This window comes from Brevibacterium sp. FME37 (genome assembly GCF_014897485.1).
Lineage (GTDB): Bacteria > Actinomycetota > Actinomycetes > Actinomycetales > Brevibacteriaceae > Brevibacterium.
Map to the genome: position 1 here is coordinate 113106 of NZ_JABUYE010000007.1, position 17085 is coordinate 130190.

15 protein-coding genes are annotated in these 17085 nt (G+C 61.0%); 9 read left to right on the forward strand and 6 right to left on the reverse strand.

What is annotated here, in order from left to right; translation table 11 throughout:
- Positions 1-194 precede the first annotated feature (194 nt).
- Entirely contained in the window at positions 195-1319 is a 1125-nt protein-coding gene (gene menC / locus INT29_RS10290; RefSeq protein ID WP_193071557.1) for an o-succinylbenzoate synthase, read from the forward strand.
- Positions 1320-1545: 226 nt separating this feature from the next.
- Here menC and INT29_RS10295 read toward each other — a convergent pair whose 3' ends face one another.
- From INT29_RS10295 to INT29_RS10310, 4 genes are all read right to left on the reverse strand, one after another.
- Positions 1546-2454, reverse strand: a complete 909-nt coding sequence (locus tag INT29_RS10295; protein WP_101571543.1) for a cation diffusion facilitator family transporter — start codon at positions 2452-2454, stop codon at positions 1546-1548.
- A gap of 195 nt (positions 2455-2649) precedes the next feature.
- Positions 2650-4479 carry a flotillin family protein gene (locus INT29_RS10300; protein WP_193071558.1) on the reverse strand — a complete coding sequence of 610 codons (1830 nt, stop codon included), beginning with the start codon at positions 4477-4479 and terminating at the stop codon, positions 2650-2652.
- A 128-nt stretch (positions 4480-4607) separates the two neighbouring features.
- Positions 4608-5066 (reverse strand): DUF3817 domain-containing protein, encoded by a 459-nt coding sequence (locus INT29_RS10305; RefSeq protein ID WP_101571545.1) that lies wholly within the window; start codon positions 5064-5066, stop codon positions 4608-4610.
- A 121-nt stretch (positions 5067-5187) separates the two neighbouring features.
- A complete protein-coding gene (locus INT29_RS10310) occupies positions 5188-7206 on the reverse strand; it encodes a M28 family peptidase (RefSeq protein ID WP_193071559.1) in 2019 nt (672 codons plus the stop codon).
- Between the two features lie 413 nt (positions 7207-7619).
- On the opposite strand from INT29_RS10310, the gene INT29_RS10315 reads away from it, so the two are divergent.
- Both INT29_RS10315 and INT29_RS10320 read left to right on the forward strand, forming a co-directional pair.
- Complete coding sequence (locus INT29_RS10315) at positions 7620-8723, forward strand: VIT1/CCC1 transporter family protein (RefSeq protein WP_101571728.1); 1104 nt, start codon at positions 7620-7622, stop codon at positions 8721-8723.
- A 47-nt stretch (positions 8724-8770) separates the two neighbouring features.
- Positions 8771-9655 (forward strand): aminotransferase class IV, encoded by an 885-nt coding sequence (locus tag INT29_RS10320; RefSeq protein WP_193071560.1) that lies wholly within the window; start codon positions 8771-8773, stop codon positions 9653-9655.
- On the opposite strand, the gene INT29_RS10325 is transcribed toward INT29_RS10320, so the two are convergent.
- Positions 9642-9914, reverse strand: a complete 273-nt coding sequence (locus INT29_RS10325; protein ID WP_193071561.1) for a hypothetical protein — start codon at positions 9912-9914, stop codon at positions 9642-9644. The two genes, INT29_RS10320 and INT29_RS10325, sit on opposite strands and share 14 nt — an antisense overlap.
- A 197-nt stretch (positions 9915-10111) precedes the next feature.
- On the opposite strand from INT29_RS10325, the gene INT29_RS10330 reads away from it, so the two are divergent.
- On the forward strand, positions 10112-10411 hold the full coding sequence (locus INT29_RS10330) for a DUF4235 domain-containing protein (protein ID WP_101571554.1): 300 nt from the start codon (positions 10112-10114) through the stop codon (positions 10409-10411).
- Positions 10412-10482: 71 nt separating this feature from the next.
- On the opposite strand, the gene aroD is transcribed toward INT29_RS10330, so the two are convergent.
- On the reverse strand, positions 10483-11358 hold the full coding sequence (gene aroD, locus INT29_RS10335) for a type I 3-dehydroquinate dehydratase (RefSeq protein ID WP_226841839.1): 876 nt from the start codon (positions 11356-11358) through the stop codon (positions 10483-10485).
- Between the two features lie 50 nt (positions 11359-11408).
- Between aroD and INT29_RS10340 the strand changes: the two genes are divergently transcribed.
- From INT29_RS10340 to INT29_RS10360, 5 genes are all read left to right on the forward strand, one after another.
- A complete protein-coding gene (locus INT29_RS10340) occupies positions 11409-12209 on the forward strand; it encodes an alpha/beta fold hydrolase (RefSeq protein ID WP_101571558.1) in 801 nt (266 codons plus the stop codon).
- A gap of 380 nt (positions 12210-12589) precedes the next feature.
- Positions 12590-13951 (forward strand): quaternary amine ABC transporter ATP-binding protein, encoded by a 1362-nt coding sequence (locus tag INT29_RS10345; RefSeq protein WP_101571560.1) that lies wholly within the window; start codon positions 12590-12592, stop codon positions 13949-13951.
- Complete coding sequence (locus tag INT29_RS10350) at positions 13951-14814, forward strand: ABC transporter permease (RefSeq protein ID WP_101571562.1); 864 nt, start codon at positions 13951-13953, stop codon at positions 14812-14814. Before INT29_RS10345 ends, INT29_RS10350 begins: the two co-directional genes overlap by 1 nt.
- 32 nt (positions 14815-14846) lie before the next feature.
- Positions 14847-15845 (forward strand): glycine betaine ABC transporter substrate-binding protein, encoded by a 999-nt coding sequence (locus INT29_RS10355; protein ID WP_193071562.1) that lies wholly within the window; start codon positions 14847-14849, stop codon positions 15843-15845.
- Positions 15846-16001: 156 nt separating this feature from the next.
- Positions 16002-16988: a glycine betaine ABC transporter substrate-binding protein gene (locus INT29_RS10360; RefSeq protein ID WP_101571566.1), complete on the forward strand. Its 987-nt coding sequence runs from the start codon at positions 16002-16004 to the stop codon at positions 16986-16988.
- Positions 16989-17085 lie beyond the last annotated feature (97 nt).

The following is a 17085-nucleotide window of genomic DNA, read 5'->3' on the forward strand; positions in this document are numbered from 1 at the left end:
TTTGACTCACAGTATCAATGTCGACACAGCTGTCTCCAGAAGCAGCACGGCCATGAGATGAGCAACGCAACCTGCCGCACATCGCTGTGTGCCGTTCTGTCCCAGACTCCGATGCCCGCCGAGGCGGTTCTGCGAGTGGTTATAAGCTGGGTGACAGGATCATCAGCCCCAATCACAAAGAAGGTGCATGGCGCATGAAGCTCAAGTCAATCACTCTCCACCAGGTGTCGATTCCTCTGGTCACTCCGTTCGAGACCTCGTTCATGCGGGAGACGGAGAAAGACTGCTACCTCGTCGAGGCCACCTTCGACACTCCCAAGGGTGAGATCACGGGCTGGGGAGAGTCGGTGGCGATGATCTCCCCCCTCTATTCCTCTGAATACGTGGCATCTGGCATCGACGTCACGAAGCGCTGGCTGGCGCCGATCCTCTTTGGCGTCGACGATCTGACAGCGGAGACCGTGTCCTGGCACCTGCGTCACGTGATCGGCCATCCGATGGCGAAGTCGGCGCTGGAGATGGCGGTCATCGAGGCCCAACTCAAGCTCAATGACCAGTCCTTCAAGACCTACCTGGGCGGCGTCGTCGACTCCGTCCCCTCCGGAGTCTCCGTGGGCATCCAGGACTCCGTCGAAGAGACCGTCAAGGTCATCGGCGGCTACCTGGAAGAGGGGTACGCCCGCATCAAACTCAAGATCAAACCGGGCAAGGACATCGCCCCCATCGCCGCGGTGCGCAAGGCCTTCGGCGATGACTTCGGCTTCCAGGTCGATGCCAACGCCGCCTACACCCTGGTCGATGCCTCCCACCTGCGCAGGCTCGACGAGTACGGCCTCCTCCTCATCGAACAGCCCTTGGGGGAGGCCGACATCCGCCAGCACGGTGAGCTCGCGAAGCTGATGGAGACCCCGATGTGCCTCGACGAGTCGATCGACTCTGCCGAGGCCGCAGCCGATGCGATCTCCATGGGTGCAGCCGCTGTCATCAACATCAAGCCCGGACGAGTGGGCGGCTTCATCGAAGCGAAGAAAATCCACGACCTCTGCGCCGCCCATGGTGTGGCGGTGTGGCACGGAGGAATGGTCGAGACCGGTTTGGGCCGTGCCGCCAATGCCGCACTCGCCTCGCTGCCCGGGTTCACCCTGCCCGGAGACATCTCTGGCTCGAATCGCTTCTTCCACGAAGACATCACCGAAGAGATCATCATGCACGATGGCAAGGTCGACGTACCCACCGGTGTCGGCTTCGGCGTCTCGATCAACCCCGAGAGGCTCGAGAAGTTCCGCACCGACTCGGTGCAGATCCTGCCGCAGAGCTGAGCACCTCACGTGGGCAGAGCCGCAGTACTCGCGAGACTGCAGAGCCGCAGGCCTGACCCGCGGGCAGAGCAGCGTGGCTGGTCCCAACAGTCGGTAAGTTCTGGTCGATCCCAGCGCTGGAATCGACCAGAACTTACCGACTGTTGCGTCTCGCGGCGGTTGATCACCGAAACCGGCAGCCGCCGATCACGAAATCGAGCGACAGCTATGGCGGGGGCCGACAGCCTCAGGTGTGGGTGTGGGTCTCCAATGCCGCATCCTTCGCCCTGTCGAACTGGAACGTCGAATGTTCGATCGCAACCTCGAAGTGCTCAGCCAAGCACTCCTGCAGCGCGACGAGGATTCGTGGGGCATGACCGTCGTAGAAGCATTCGTCGGCGAGGACCACATGCGCGGTGAGCACCGGGAGATTGGAATCGATGCGAGTCACGTGCAGGTCGTGAACCTCTTGGACGTGATCGACCCCCTCGATGTGCATCTTGACCTTGTCGAGATCGAGTTCCCTGGGTGCGACCTCGAGCAGGATCGACCCGGTCTCCTTCAGGATGGAGAACGCCCTGGGCACGATCAATGCAGCGATGAAGAGGGCAGCCACCGCGTCGGCGCGAGTCCAGTCGAAGAGCCAGATCGAGACCGCGGCGAGAATGACGGCGACAGATCCCAGCGCATCGGCGATGACCTCAAGGAAAGCAGCCTTGAGGTTGAGAGACTGTTCTTTGGAGGAACTGAGGATGATGATCGACACGATGTTGCCGGCCAGACCGACGGCGCCGAAGATCATCAGTTCGGGGCCGGGGACCTCGGGCGGGACGAAGAAGCGACGGATGCCCTCGATGAGACTGTAGACACCAAGACCGAGCAGCAGAGTCGCCTGTGCCCCGGCGGCAAGCACCTCGGCCCGACGGAACCCCCAGGTCTTCTGACCCTTCGGCGGCTTACGGACCAAGGTAGCTGCGAAGAGCGCGATCCCGATGCCGATGAGGTCGACGGAATTATGACCGGTGTCGATCAGCAGCGCCAGGCTGCCGGTCATGATCGAGCCGATCACCTGGAAGACGAAGATCACCAAAACGATGCCGAAGACGATCGCCAAGCGTCGACGCGAACCTGAAGTGTGTGAGTGGTCATGTGCCATGGGAACCTCCTACACAATCACATTATCATATGCGCATGTCTTTATGAATCGGTGCACCATCACGCGATCTCACCATGACATTCAGACCGCAGAATGCGTACGTGCCCGGCACCAAATGCCGAGCGCGCACGCATCAATTCTGCACAGAGGCCTCGGATCACCCGAGGCTGCCGTCAGTGCCGATCACAGCACAGACTACTTCTTGTCAGGACCACCCTTCGGCCCCTTCGGACCGCCCTTAGTACCGTTCGATCCGGAGCCGTCGGAGTCACCATCATGGCCGTCGCGCCGGCGCAGCGCATCGGCGATATAGGACTGCACATCGATTCCGGTGGCCTTCTTCACATCGTCTCCGATGTGGCTGAGGTCGAGCTCACCGTTCTCGTCGAGGTAGTCCTTCGGGTCGAAGTTCCCACCCGACCAGGCGCTGGGATCCCCCAGCCCGGAAGGCTTCGACCCTCCGCGGCCCGAGTGATTCCTGGAGCCCTTGGAGCCGCTCCCTTCGGAACCGTTCGCCTCGGAAACCTGGCCTTCGACGACCTGGTCATCATCGGCAGAGGCCTCCGATCCAGAGTCGTCCGATTCAGACCCTGCGAATCCAGCCCCGCTGGAATCGCCCGATTCATCGAACGTGGTCGAGTCATCGTGGACCCACCCGCTGGCGGTCTTCGATCCGCCCTGATTCTGGGCCTTATCGACCAGGTTGCCAAGGTCGATGCCTGTGGTGCCGCGCACGACTTCGAGCACCTGTGCGAGGTTGTTCGACACGGAGTTCGCCAGTTTGGACTCTCCGTCGGTTGAGACGATCGAGAGATCCTTGATGTTCGCATACGGTGCGACGAGTTCGCCGGCGATGGTCGGCAGGACCTCGAGGACCTTCGACAGCACGGCCGCATCGTTGAACTTCTTGTAAGCCTCTGCCTGAGCCTGGAGGGCCCCGGCTTCTGCCTCACCGCGGGCCTTGATCGAATCGGCCTGGGCTTCACCTTCGAGGCGGATGGCCTCTGCGTCCTTGGACCGACGATGCAGTTCGGCTGCAGCCTCGGCCCGACCCTGAGCTTCGATCTCGTAAGCGCGGGCATCGGCTTCTGCCTGCTGACGGTAACGTTCTGCGTCTGCGGGGCGCCTGACCTCAGCGTCGAGCTGTTCGGCGCGCAGTTCTGCGGCTTCCTTCGCGACCACACGGTCGCGTTCGAGCAGCTTCTGCTTCTCTGCCGCGTTCGCCAAGGGACCCGCGTTGTCGGCCGACGCCTGCCGCTGATCAGCTTCTTCCTTCAGTGCCGCACGGCGCAGAGCCAACTGCTGCTGCTGTTCGGCGATGGCCTGATCGGTCAGAGCCTGCTGCTTCTGGGTCGATTCGTTCTGCAGCGCCTCCTCGACGGACGATGCGCGGCTGGCGTTCGCCTCGGCGATGGCGGCGTTCTTGGCGACCTCGGCGGCCTGGGGGCGGCCCCAGTCGCGCAGGTAGCTGCCTTCGTCCTCGACCGCGGAGATCTGGAAGGTATCGATGACCAGACCCTGGTTGTTCATCGAGTGCGCGGACTCTTCCTGCACCTGAGCGGCGAAGGAAGCACGATCCTGAATGATCTGCTCAACGGTGAGCGTGCCGACGACGGCGCGCAGGGTGCCGGAGAGGATTTCCGTGCTGTAGGGCTCGATCTGGTCCTGCTGGTCGAGGAAACGTTGCGCGGCCTTGCGCACATCTTCCTCGGTGCCGCCGACCTTGACCTGAGCGACGCCATGCAGGCGCAGCGCAATGCCGTTCATCGAGATGCCGTCGATGGCGACGGCGATCTGACGTGAGGACAGCGACAGGAAGAACGCCTTCTGGACGACCGGGTACACGACCGCGCGACCGCCGATGACGATGCGGCCGCTGCCGCTGGAACCGCTGGCATTTCTGCCGGTGATGATCAGTGCTTCCGAAGGGGAAGCGATTTTGTAGGACCGCAGCATGACGATAGCTGCGATGATGACGATGAGAACGAGGACGCCGATACCACCGGCGCCGAGAAGTAGGTCCATCAGTGGGCCTTCCAGCATTCGAGGATGTTCATGGCGGCCCAAAGGTGGATATCGGGCCCGTTGTCCTCATCCTAGGGCAGGCCCCGACTATTGCACAGAGCCGTCCAGCGCCGAGGTGGTTCTCAGGTTCACTTGCCCCAGTCACCGGGAGGGCCGAGGAACAGCAGCCCGCTGAAGACGATGACGACAAGGATGATTCCGGCGCCGATGGCCAGGAATGGTGAGCGGATCGCCCAGGAGGTGAGTTTCTCGAACCAGTTGCGCGGGGTGCGTCCGTTCGCGCCCAGCCCCCAGCCACCCTCGAGTGCTCCGGCCTTGGCCACGGAGACTTCGAAGGGAATCGTGAGGTAGGGAATGATGGCCGAGCCCAGGCCCGTGGCGATACGCTTCTTGCTCCACATTTGTGAGGTGCCGACGCCGATGACGGCGATGACGAAGCAGATGAAGACGAACCCGTGGATGCCACCGCCGATGCGCACACCGATCTCGGTGATATGGGTGTATTTGAGGATCATGCCGATGATGAGCAGTGTCCAGGTGATGGTCTCTGCAATAGCGAAGGTCTTGAAGAAGAGTTTGGGAGTCACACGGCAATTCTGCCTGAACAAGATGGGCGAGCGCTGAAGGCCCTGAAGCTGACGGCCGTGAATGGGCACGCGGGCCGGTGAACTTTTTCAGTCACCGGCCCGCGTGGCATTCGGGGGATGCTCAGGCCCTGCGGCGGCGAGCTCCCATGGTCATGATCACGCCGAGCACCATCAGTGCGCCAGCCGAGATCACCAGAGGCAGCGCCTCATTACCTGTGCGCGGTAGCTCTTCGCCGCCGTCACCGGCACCCGGACCGTCGCTGTCGGCGGCCAAGACCTCGAAGGAACCGGACAGCGGGTCACCGCCCGCGCAGTCGACCGTGACGTCGTAGGTGCCGACATAGGTTGCGGCCTTGGACTCGTCGAGACCGCGCACGCCGAACTTGGCCACGGAATCGGCATCTGCCGTCGCGGCCTGCTCGAATTTCTCGATGTTGCCGTTCTGCGGCTCCACCGTCATCGTGGCGGAGGTGTCTGGGGTACAGCCGGAGGCTGCCACCTGGACGCCCTTCTCACCGACGAAGTCACCCTGATCGATCGTCTTAGGATCAATGCTCAGACTCCGCTCACCCGGGGCCCGCGTCGGATCATCCGTCGGCGTCTCGGTAGGAGTCTCCGTCGGAGGATCTGTCGGAGGCGTAGTCGGAGGGTCGCTCGGGCCTGGGGCATCGCTGAGATCGTAGGCCAGCGTGTGCACCGCGTAGCCGATGGCCGGCGCGAAGATATCGAGAGACTCTTGGTTCACGTTCTCGATCGTGTCCGTGGACTGGTGGTAGTTGGTGTCGTGCTTATCGCCAACGGTTCCGCCGAACCATTCGGCTTCCTGCTCCGTCTTGGTGCCATCGGCTCCGGAGAACAGTCCACTGGAGGGAATACCGTTGTCGATGAACGCCTGGTAGTCCGAACGCCCCGAGAAGTCCGTTCCGACGTTGGGCTGATCGTTGTCGGCGAAGTAGTCGGTGAAGATCTCCTCAAGCTCCGCCGAGCCCTCGGGCACAGTGACGTCATCGGGGATCGGCACATCGGAGCCGTCCGAATCCAGCGTGCCGACGATGAAGTTGTCGGAGCCGATCATGTCGAAGTTCATGTACGACTTGACCTTCGAGAGCTCTGACTCATCCAGGCTCTCCACGTAATGGGTCGAGCCGACGAGTCCGACCTCTTCTGCAGCCCACCAGCCGAAGCGGATGGCGTTGTCATTCTCGGTCGGCTGCTCGGCCAGGGCCTCGGCGCTGGCCAGCAGTGCGGCCGTACCGGAACCGTTGTCGTTGACACCCGGACCCTCGTTGACGCCGTCGAGGTGGGCGCCGAACATCTGGACGTTGTCATGGTCGCCGGCCTTGGTCTCGGCGATGACGTTCCATGTCTTCGAGGTGGTGTATTCGGTTTCGAGGGTGAAGTCCGCCAGCAGCGGCTCATCCTCGGCAGCGTCCTCGATCTTGGTCAGCAGGTCGTTGCCGACGTTGTAGCTGACACCGACGGTGGGGGCACCGTTTTCAACACGTTCGCCGAGGGTGGCGTTGAGCTCCTCATCGGGTGCTGAGGTGTCGTTGTTGTAGAGGATGACCGCTGCGGCCCCGGCGTCCGTGGCCGCCTGGGTCTTCTCTCCGAAGGAGCAGCTGCCACGTGCCACGAGGACGAGTGCACCCTTCGCACTGTCGTCGAAGTCGCTGGCTGCGCAGCCGAGCTGACCACCGGCCAGGTCGCTGTAGTCCTCGTCGACCGGCAGCGCCACAGACAGGTCAGTCAGCGGTTCTTCGGTACCCTCTGTGTAGCTGGCCGGAGTGACTTCGAGCTTCTCGCCGTCCACGCTGACAGCGACCTCATCGAATGTCTGATCGTCAACCTCGAAGGCCTGTCGTTCGACGTCGAACTTGCCGGTTGCTTCGAGAGTCTTCTCGACATACTCCACGGCCTCCTCATAGCCGGGCGTTCCCAACGCGCGGAATCCCTCATCGGAATGCGACGTCGAGATGTCGGAGATCTTCTGCAGATGATCCATTACGGCGCCTCCGGTGACGCCCATATCGGTGTGTTCACTCGGTCCCGCGTTCCCGGCCGCCAGGGCCGGACTGAATCCACCGAGAGCCAGACCGGTGGCGGCGGTGACCGCCAACCAGGTTTTAGTACGCAACTTCATAGAGTTCCTTTCGCTCCTCAGGTGCCAGACGAACCATGGCTGCTGTTCGCACACAACTGCGAGCGGGCATCTCTGACCGCGTCCGGTCATCGACCGGACGTCACCCACGGGGTAATCGCAGCACACGAATAGCTGAGCACGAACGGGAGGCGCCGGCACTGTCAGAAGTAGACAGCTGCACCGGTGCCAACCTGTCGAACTCAAGGGGAAGCTTGATTCTCACGTTTCGCAATGTCTTCGCTATTGGTAACGAAATACATACATCTATAACGAAACGGTGACACAACTCACATTGAGCTTTAATCTAGTCCATGCTCTGAGCGTTTGAGGTAACGAATTGATAACAACCAACACTTACTCGTTTGCGCAAGTATTGAATTTGCACGTCTACTTCCAGTAGAATCTGACCAGTGATGAACGACGAATCAACAGTCCCCGATGCGCGCCAAGAGCACGATCGCAGGACAATCAGACGCTGGCAGAGATACCTGGCGAACGAGCGACTCGAGGAGCGTGTCTACCGGAATCTGGCCGAGCGTCGCTCCGGTGAAGATCGGGAGATTCTGCTTGCTCTGGCCACCGCCGAGTCTCGGCATCAGGAGCACTGGATCGACCTCCTCGGCGAGCATGCACAGAAGAGGCGGACTCCCGATCTGGTCACTTTGAGCCTCGCAGTCCTGGGCCGACTGTTCGGGTCGGTCTTCGTTCTGGCTCTGGCACAGCAGTCGGAGACGAGTTCACCCTACGACGACGAGGAAGCGGCATCGGCAGAGATGGCCGCCGATGAGCGCATCCATGCCGAGGTCGTCCGCGCTCTCGCCGCCCGCTCCCGAGCCCGCCTGTCAGGAAATTTCCGCGCCGCCGTGTTCGGCGCCAACGACGGCCTGGTGTCGAACCTCGCTCTCGTCCTCGGCGTCGGGGCAGCGGGCGTGGGCAACCATGTCATCTTGCTGACCGGTGTGTCCGGACTGCTCGCCGGGGCACTGTCCATGGCCGCCGGGGAATACATCTCCGTGCGGTCCCAGCGCGAGCTGCTCGATGCTTCGACTCCGGATCCCGAGTCGCGCCATGCACTCGCCGATCTCAACATCGATGCCAATGAGCTCGCTCTCGTCTTCCGTGCCAGGGGCATGGACTCCCCCGCAGCCGATGCTCGAGCACATAGGACGATCGCGGCGGCGAAGAATGAAAAGGCGCCACAACTGCCCGGCATCGACTCCGGCGTCGACCGCAACGAACTGGGCACCGGGTTGGGCGCGGCACTGTCGAGCTTCGGCTTCTTCTCCTCGGGTGCGCTCATCCCGATCCTGCCCTACATCTTCGGCATGACCGGACTGCCCGCCGTGCTCCTCTCAGCAGGCCTCGTCGGACTCGCGCTGCTCTTCACCGGCGGCACCGTCGGGCTGCTGTCGGGAACTGCTCCGGCCCCACGTGCTCTGAGGCAGCTCGGCGTGGGATTCGGCGCAGCTGCCGTGACCTATGCCCTGGGCCTTCTGTTCGGCGTCAGCACAGGCTGAGTGCAGCCGAGGCTCGGCGCAGGTTCCCAAGAACCTAGACTGTCGGTATGACCGATGCTCTAGTCCTCATCGACCCCGCCGCGTCCACCGTTGAGGTGGCCGATCTCGGTGCCCCGCAGCTGCCCGTCACGGATCTGTCGGCCCATCGCGGTGACGGCATCTTCGAAACCGTTCTCGTGCGCATCGGCGGCGGGATGACCGTTGTGTCACGTGACCGTCATTTCGCACGATTCTGCGACTCCGCCTCGGCGCTGGGCCTGCCCGATCCCGATCGGGAGCTGTGGGACCGCGGGCTCGACACCGTGATCGCCGAGGTGCACGCCGCCGATCCGACCACCACCGAGTTCGGGGTCCGCTATGCGCTGTCACGCGGCACCCAGAATCCCGACGGAAGCCAGAGCCCTCGTGGCTGGGCGTTCAACGTTCCCGTCGATGAGAAGATCAAGCACGCACGAGCGCAGGGGATCTCGGCCGTCAGCCTCGATCGCGGCTACGACGCCTACCTCGGAAGCAAGGCACCCTGGCTGCTCGTCGGGGCCAAGACTCTGTCCTACGCGGTCAACCAGGCCGCCGGCAGGTACGCGGCGGAGCAGGGTGCCGATGAGGCTCTGTTCGTCTCTCACGATGGAGTCGTCCTCGAGGGGCCGACATCCAACCTCATCATTCGCCGAGGCGACACTCTCCTCACGCCGCTCCCGGAAGCAGGTCTGCTGTCGGGGACGACCCAGCGCCTGATCTTCGATCACGCCGCAGAGCTCAGCTTCAGTGCCGAATATGCGGACCTGAGCCTGAGCGAGGTCATCGAAGCCGACGGCGCTTGGTATGTGTCCTCGATGCGCACGGCCGTGTCACTCAATCAGCTGGATGGAAACCCGATCTCACGCGATGAGGAGCTGACCGCGCAGCTGCAGGCGCTGATCAAGGCCGGCTGATGCCGTCGGCCGGGCCCGTTGCGGTGCGGCACGCTGCAGGATGACCTGAGACAGACGTTCCCGCTGCCCGACGATTCTCCGCAGAGCGAGGAGACGGCACGATGACTGTCAGAATCAGTGCGAGGATGCAGGCACCGCAGCCGGCGAACCACAGGATCCAGAAGATGTCGGCGAACAGGGGGAAGAGCCCCAGGATGAAACTCAGCGCACCGAAGACGAACAGCCCGGTGATGACCAGGACTTTCCATTTGCTGAGCATTTCTGCTCCTCTCGTACGCTGAAGCTTCAATCTATCGGTCGCCTAAGCGGTGCACATCCCTCAAAAGTATGAAGTTCCGCCTCCTGCGTATGAGCCGGTGTCCTGCGCTAGTGTGGTCACGAACGGATTCGCACTCCAGCGACATCTGCGCGACGCATCATCGTCGCAGGCAAAGCGTCTAACGAAAGGACACGAGCATGGGAAAGCTCGCATGGCAGGTCATCGGCGTCGGAGCGCCCATCGTGGCAGCATTCGCGGCTCGCAAGACCTTGACCTTCGCTTGGGAGAAGTCGACCAAACGTCCCGCACCGAACAACCCCGTCGATGACGAGATCTCGATGTCCGAGGCTCTGGCCTGGACGATCGTTTCGGGTGTCGGCGTTGCAGTGGCTCAGCTCGTCGTGCAGCGTATCGCCGCCAGCACCGTGCGCAACAACTTCGGCGACGATGCTCTGCCCAAGAAGTTCCGCAAGCAGATCGAAGAAGACGTCAACTGATCTGTCGACATCGTTGAACGATCAGCACCACTGATCGTTCTCCACGCTGATCGGGCAGAATCGCTGACCCGTCAGCCGTAGAGTCGGTCGATCATCCCGGCCAGATCCGCCACGGCGATCTGGCCGGGTGCCGACGACTCCCCGAGTTGCGCAAATGTTGCACAGCTGCCGAAGTCAGCACCCATGACCCGGCTGGCCCTGCCCAGCTGACCCATCGAGATCCCGAGGACTGGAATCTCCAAGTCGTCCTCCGCGAGTGCAGTCGACCGCAGGAGCTCCGCGACATCCGCACTGCTGGTGGGCATCATCGCAATCTTCGCGACATCTGCCCCTGCCTCAGCCATCGCCGCGAACATGGTTGCCAATGCCTCTGCCGAGTCCGTTCCGGCGAAATTGTGATGTGAGGCGACCACTGAGATTCCGTGGTTGTGAGCCGCACCGATGAGTTCTGCCGCACCGCCGCGATCGATCTCAACATCGAGTGCCCATACGGCTCCTGAAGTGATTCCTGCCAGGCCAGTAATGATCGCCCTGAGAATCTCCGTATAGTCTTCTTCGCTCACCTCCGCGCTTCCGCCCTCGTATCCTGTTCGCAGCGTGATAAGAACCGGAAGCCCTGCAGCGGACACGTGTGAGGCAAAGCCCAAGACCGCCTCGGCGAGGCCCTGGGGGTCGGCTGCACCGGGCTTCGGATCCCGCGACTTCGTGATACCGGCGATCACGGGATCGATGCGCCATTCGATGACGTCGACGGCTCCGGTATCGGCGATGGCGCTGCACTGCCGCGCGATCTCGTCGGGTGCCGTTGCCTGGACGGGAACGATGATGGCCGGGCGCCGTGGATCAGCGACCGCCGGAGTCGCCGCTGACAGGGTCGTTGCCGCTGCGGACGAGTCGAGCACCGATCGGGGACCTGCGGCATCATTGAGGAACGGCAATTGCTTCATGGCCCAAGCCTAGGCGTTGAGGCCGGCGCACCAGTGGAGAGGAACACCACGTGGAGACCAAGGACCAGCTCACGATCACCACTCGCGATGGATTCCCGCTCGCCATCCAGGTCAGCGGCCCACCCGAGGCTCCGGCCCTGCTCCTCCTCCAGGGGCAGTCGAACTCTCACGAATGGTGGGACGAGCTGCGCTCGGACTTTGAACCCCAGTTTCGCACCGTCACATTCGACTACCGCGGCACCGGCGGCAGCCGGGGCGAACTGAGCGAACTGTCGACGGCGAGCTTCGCCGCCGATGCTGCCGAGGTTCTCGCTCATTTAGGTATCACCCAGGCTGTTGTCTATGGAACGTCGATGGGTGGGCGCATCGCTCAGATGCTGGCCTTGGATTTCCCCGACCTCATCAGCGCATTGGTCCTGGGGTGCACAATGCTGGGAGGTCCGAAGTCCGTCAAACGGCCCCGCGAGGTCGGGCAGTCCTTGGCGCGGCTGCGCGGTCGCGAACACACCCAGTATCTGTTCTCGCTCTTCTACACGCCGAACTGGACCGTGGCTCCCAGGTACAGCAAATTGCTCGGCGATGACACGATGACCGCCGAGGAATCTGCGGCACATCTGCGCATCAGCGCTCACCACAACGCCTGGGCCCGTCTGCCGGAGATCGCTGCGCCAACTCTCATCGTCCATGGCGATGCTGACCTCATGAACCCCGTCGACAACGCCCACCTGCTGCATGAGCGCATATCGGGCTCCCGGATTCTCATCTGTCCCGGCGGTCGACACGGTTTCTTCGAAGAGTTCGCCGAGGTGGTCAACCCTGAGATCCTCGGGTTCCTGAGCGCCAGCTCTTGAACAACTCTTCCTGAAGAGTCCCTGACTCACGGCCACATCTCCCCGGAGAGCTGACAACCTCGTTCACCATCAAAAATCCGCATTGTGTAACAAATCGGATAAGGCTATGCCTATATGCCTCAAGAGCTGTTTGTAACAATCAAGTAACGCATGCTTTTACATCACTCCAGGTCAGATGGGTCGTCAAGTCCGCCACACCGCGTTCTATCGACAAAGCCTCTTCCGAAATTCCTGAACAAAACTACAATAGGGAGTGAGATATCCGTGTGCGGTGAGGCGAGTGTGCGATCCAACCAGTTCGGATCGACCACCACCGCATCGCAAAACGGGGGTGAAGCCTCTCGTTCTTGCGGAGAGTCAAGAATGCAAGGAGGAATCGCGTGAGCGTTGTCAAAGCGTCAAACGTTTACAAGGTCTTCGGCAAGCGCCAGAACGAGGTCGTCAAACGACTCGAACAGGGCGCAGACCGCAAAGACCTCACCAAACTCGGCACAGCCGCAGTCATCGATGCCAGCTTTGAAGTCGAAGCAGGCGAAATCTTCGTCGTCATGGGACTGTCAGGTTCCGGCAAATCGACATTGATCCGCACGCTCAATGGCCTGTGGTCGACCACAGCCGGATCCGTCGAGGTCCTCGGCACCGATTTGGCCAAAGCTGATGCGTCTACGATCCGAAAGGTCCGCGGAAAACACGTCTCGATGGTGTTCCAGCACTTCGCGCTGCTGCCCCACCGCACGGTCCGCGAGAACGCAGCTTATGCTCTTGAGGTCCAAGGCATGGCGAAGGCCAAACGCCTGGAAAAGGCTGAAGAATGGCTGAAGACTGTCGGTCTTGATGGTTGGGGCGATAAATACCCGCAGCAGCTGTCGGGCGGCATGCAGCAGCGCGTCGGCCTGGCCCGCGCACTTGCGGCCGAAACTGACATTCTGCTTATGGATGAAGCATTCTCCGCTCTTGACCCCTTGATCAGGCGCGAAATGCAGGAACAGCTGGTCGAACTCCAGTCACGCCTGAACAAGACAATCATCTTCATCACCCACGACCTCAATGAGGCAATGTTCCTCGGCGACCGTATCGCCGTTATGCGCGACGGCAAGATCGTCCAGATCGGTACCGCGGAAGAGATCCTCACCGAACCCGCAGATGACTATATTGCCGAGTTCGTTCAGGACGTCGATCGCACTCGCGTGCTCACCGCATCGTCGATCATGCGCGAGACCAAGGCCACGATCAGCGTTGAGGCAGGTCCCCGCCTGGCGATGAAGACTCTTGAGGACAACAATTCCTCGGGACTCCTCGTCCTCGACGATAACCGCACTGTCCTCGGACTGGTCAGTGATCGCACTGTGGTGAAGGCTGCCAAGGAAGGCCATCAGACGATCCGCGACATCGTGGAGAAGACAGACCTCATCACCGTCAGTCCGGACACTCCGCTGTCCGAACTCTTCGCACCAAGCTCCACAGCCAAGGTGCCGTTGACTGTCGTCGATGAGAATAGCCGACTGCTCGGAATCGTGCCCCGAGTCGCGCTCCTCAACTCGATGGCCGATCCCGGTCCTGCCACAGGAGAGCTCCCGACGGTCCAAGAAGCACCGGAGCCGATGGTCGAATCACCGACCGCTGGCGATAACGATTCTGAAAAGGGTGCGGCTTTCGCTCAGGAATACACGCTCCCGACGGAGTCGACTTCCACCGGTGATGCCGTCGAAGCCAACAATGACGCAGAAGGGAGGGACCTCTGATGAACTTCATGAATCCGCGTATTCCGCTCGGTGATTGGGTCAGCGACTTCCTCGACTGGTTCACGAAAGCGTTCCAAGGGCTGCTGGACTTCATCAACTTCGTTCTCGGTGGCCTCTACGACGTTCTCTACCTCGTCTTCTCATCCCCGATCTATTTTGTGATGATCGTCATTCTCGCGATCATCGCCTATTTCGCATCGGGATGGAAGCTTGGACTCTTCACCCTCATCGGCTTCTACTTCGTGCGCACACTCGACCAGTGGGACAACACGATGTCGACCCTTGCGCTGGTGCTCGTCGCAGTCATAGTCGCGCTGATCATCGCGATCCCACTCGGTATCCTGGCTGCGAAGATCAGCTGGGTGTCAACGGTCGTCAAACCGATACTTGACTTCATGCAGTCGATGCCTGCTCTGGCCTACCTCGTGCCGGCGATCCTGATGTTCGGCATCGGCCAGACCCCAGGCGCAATCGCAACAATCATCTTCTCCCTGCCCCCTGGCGTCAGGCTCACTGAGCTTGCGATCCGCCAGGTGAACACCGAGGTCGTTGAAGCCGGGCAAGCGTTCGGCGCCTCCCCAGGACACATCCTCAGCAAGATTCAGATCCCTCTGGCGATGCCGACGATCATGGCCGGCGTCAACCAGGTCATCATGCTCGCCCTGTCGATGGTCGTCCTCGCCGGCATGGTCGGTGCGGGCGGACTCGGTGGCGCCGTCGTCGGCGGCATCAGCCAACTTGATGTCCCACTCGCCGTTGAGGCTGGCCTCGCGGTGGTCGTCGTGGCAATCTTCCTCGACCGTGTGACCGCTGCCCTCGGACAGAGGACACCGATTGAACGGGCACGCAAGGCATCTTCCTGATCCACACATTTCAAGAAATGAAGGAGCATCTCATGAAAACGAGAACACTAACCAAGCTGGGCGGCATTCTTGCTGCCAGCGCCCTCGCCCTCACCGCTTGCGGTGCCTCGAACTCAGGTGGCGAGGAAGCAGGCGGGGGCGACGAGACCAAGGCCAGCGACAAAGACTGGTCAGCTTGCAAGCCTGGCGATGACTCCAAGGACGTTGCAGATATCAGCGATGATAAGAAGGAAGTATCGCTGGGAATCTTCAACGGCTGGGATGAGTCGTACGCCACCACATATCTCATCAAGAACGTCCTGGAAGAAGACGGCTACAAGGTCAAGACCGACGAGCTCGACGCTGGACCGATGTTCACCGGTGTGGCAAAAGGCGACATCGATTTCTTCACCGACGGTTGGCTGCCGCTGACCCACGAGAGCTACATCGAGAAGTACGGTGATGACCTCGTCGATCATGGTTGCTGGTATGACAATGCCAAGCTCACCATCGCCGTCAACGAGGACTCTCCCGCCAAGACCATCGAAGACCTCAAAACGATGGGCGACGAGTACGACAACACACTCTACGGAATCGACGCTGGTGCAGGTCTGACGAAGACCACGAAGGAAAAGGCGATTCCGGAATACGGTCTCGACAACCTCGAATTCAAGATCTCCTCGACCCCAGCCATGCTCGCACAGCTGAAGAAGTCGACCGATGCCGATGAGAACGTGGCAGTGACACTGTGGCGTCCGCACTGGGCCTACGATGCTTTCCCAGTTCGTGACCTCAAGGATCCGAAGAATGCCATGGGAGACGCCGAGAGGATCTTCAGCTTCTCCGGCAAGGACGCAGCCGAAGAGCACCCATATGTCTCACAGCTGCTCCAGAACCTCGTCCTTGACGACGACCACCTCGCCAGCCTTGAGAACCTTATGTTCTCCGAGGACAACTACAACGGCAAGGACCACGAAAAGGCCGTCGCCAAATGGCTGAAGGAAAACCCTGACTTCGTCGACCAGTGGAAGAAGGGCGAACTCGCCAAATAAGCGAGCTTGCCGTCGATGACAGTTTGCTGTCATGCGACGAGGGGCAGTATTGCAAGCTGATGACTTGCGATGCTGCCCCTTTCTTCCGCACGTGCGATTGCCTGTGCTCCCGGCGACTCTCAACAGAACAAAAATGAAGAAGGATGAACTAATAAAATGTCTCGGTTGATCAAACTTGGCGGTGTCTTGGCAGCAAGTGCCCTCGCATTGACTGCCTGCGGTGCATCGAATTCGGGCGGCGCCGGCGGTGAAGAGACAAAGTCTGCATCGGACAAGGATTGGGCGAACTGCACACCCGGCGACGGCTCCAAGGACGCCAGCGACCTGACTGATGATGACAAGGATGTTTCGTTCGCAGTGTTCAACGGCTGGGACGAGTCATATGCCACCACCTATCTGATCAAGAACGTCCTCGAAGCCGACGGCTACAAGGTCAAGACCCAGGAGTTGGATGCCGGTCCTGCCTATACGGGCATCACCCAGGGCGACGTCGACTTTGTCACCGACACCTGGTTGCCGCTGACCCACGCAAGCTACTTGGAGAAGTTCGGCGACAAGATGGTTGATCATGGTTGCTGGTATGACAATGCCAAGCTCACCATCGCCGTCAACGAGGACTCTCCCGCCAAAACCATCGAAGACCTCAAAACGATGGGCGACGAGTACGACAACACACTCTACGGAATCGAAGCCGGTGCAGGTCTGACTGAGACCACGAAGGAAAAGGCGATTCCGGAATACGGTCTCGAGGACCTCGACTACAAGATTTCGTCGACCCCAGCCATGCTCGCACAGCTGAAGAAGTCGACCGATGCCGATGAGAACGTGGCAGTGACACTGTGGCGTCCGCACTGGGCCTACGATGCTTTCCCAGTTCGTGACCTCAAGGATCCGAAGAATGCCATGGGAGACGCCGAGCGCGTGTACAGCTTCTCCGGCAAGGACGCAGCCGAAGAGCACCCATATGTCTCACAGCTGCTCCAGAACCTCGTCCTTGACGACGACCACCTCGCCAGCCTTGAGAACCTTATGTTCTCCGAGGACAACTACAACGGCAAGGACCACGAAAAGGCCGTCGCCAAATGGCTGAAGGAAAACCCTGACTTCGTCGACCAGTGGAAGAAGGGCGAACTCGCCAAATAAGCGAACTTGCCGGGATCACAAGTCCGACATCAGTCAGGGAACTGACTGAGCAAGAAGAGATCGCAGTGAGGGAGGGTTGCAGACGTCTATCTGCAAC

Coding starts and splice junctions, on each gene's coding strand:
- INT29_RS10360 (WP_101571566.1), top strand. CDS start 16,002: ATGTCTCGGTTGATCAAACTTGGCGGTGTCTTGGCAGCAAGTGCCCTC.
- INT29_RS10325 (WP_193071561.1), bottom strand. CDS start 9,914: ATGCTCAGCAAATGGAAAGTCCTGGTCATCACCGGGCTGTTCGTCTTC.
- aroD (WP_226841839.1), bottom strand. CDS start 11,358: ATGAAGCAATTGCCGTTCCTCAATGATGCCGCAGGTCCCCGATCGGTG.
- INT29_RS10355 (WP_193071562.1), top strand. CDS start 14,847: ATGAAAACGAGAACACTAACCAAGCTGGGCGGCATTCTTGCTGCCAGC.
- INT29_RS10330 (WP_101571554.1), top strand. CDS start 10,112: ATGGGAAAGCTCGCATGGCAGGTCATCGGCGTCGGAGCGCCCATCGTG.
- INT29_RS10320 (WP_193071560.1), top strand. CDS start 8,771: ATGACCGATGCTCTAGTCCTCATCGACCCCGCCGCGTCCACCGTTGAG.
- menC (WP_193071557.1), top strand. CDS start 195: ATGAAGCTCAAGTCAATCACTCTCCACCAGGTGTCGATTCCTCTGGTC.
- INT29_RS10300 (WP_193071558.1), bottom strand. CDS start 4,479: ATGGACCTACTTCTCGGCGCCGGTGGTATCGGCGTCCTCGTTCTCATC.
- INT29_RS10310 (WP_193071559.1), bottom strand. CDS start 7,206: ATGAAGTTGCGTACTAAAACCTGGTTGGCGGTCACCGCCGCCACCGGT.
- INT29_RS10350 (WP_101571562.1), top strand. CDS start 13,951: ATGAACTTCATGAATCCGCGTATTCCGCTCGGTGATTGGGTCAGCGAC.
- INT29_RS10315 (WP_101571728.1), top strand. CDS start 7,620: ATGAACGACGAATCAACAGTCCCCGATGCGCGCCAAGAGCACGATCGC.
- INT29_RS10295 (WP_101571543.1), bottom strand. CDS start 2,454: ATGGCACATGACCACTCACACACTTCAGGTTCGCGTCGACGCTTGGCG.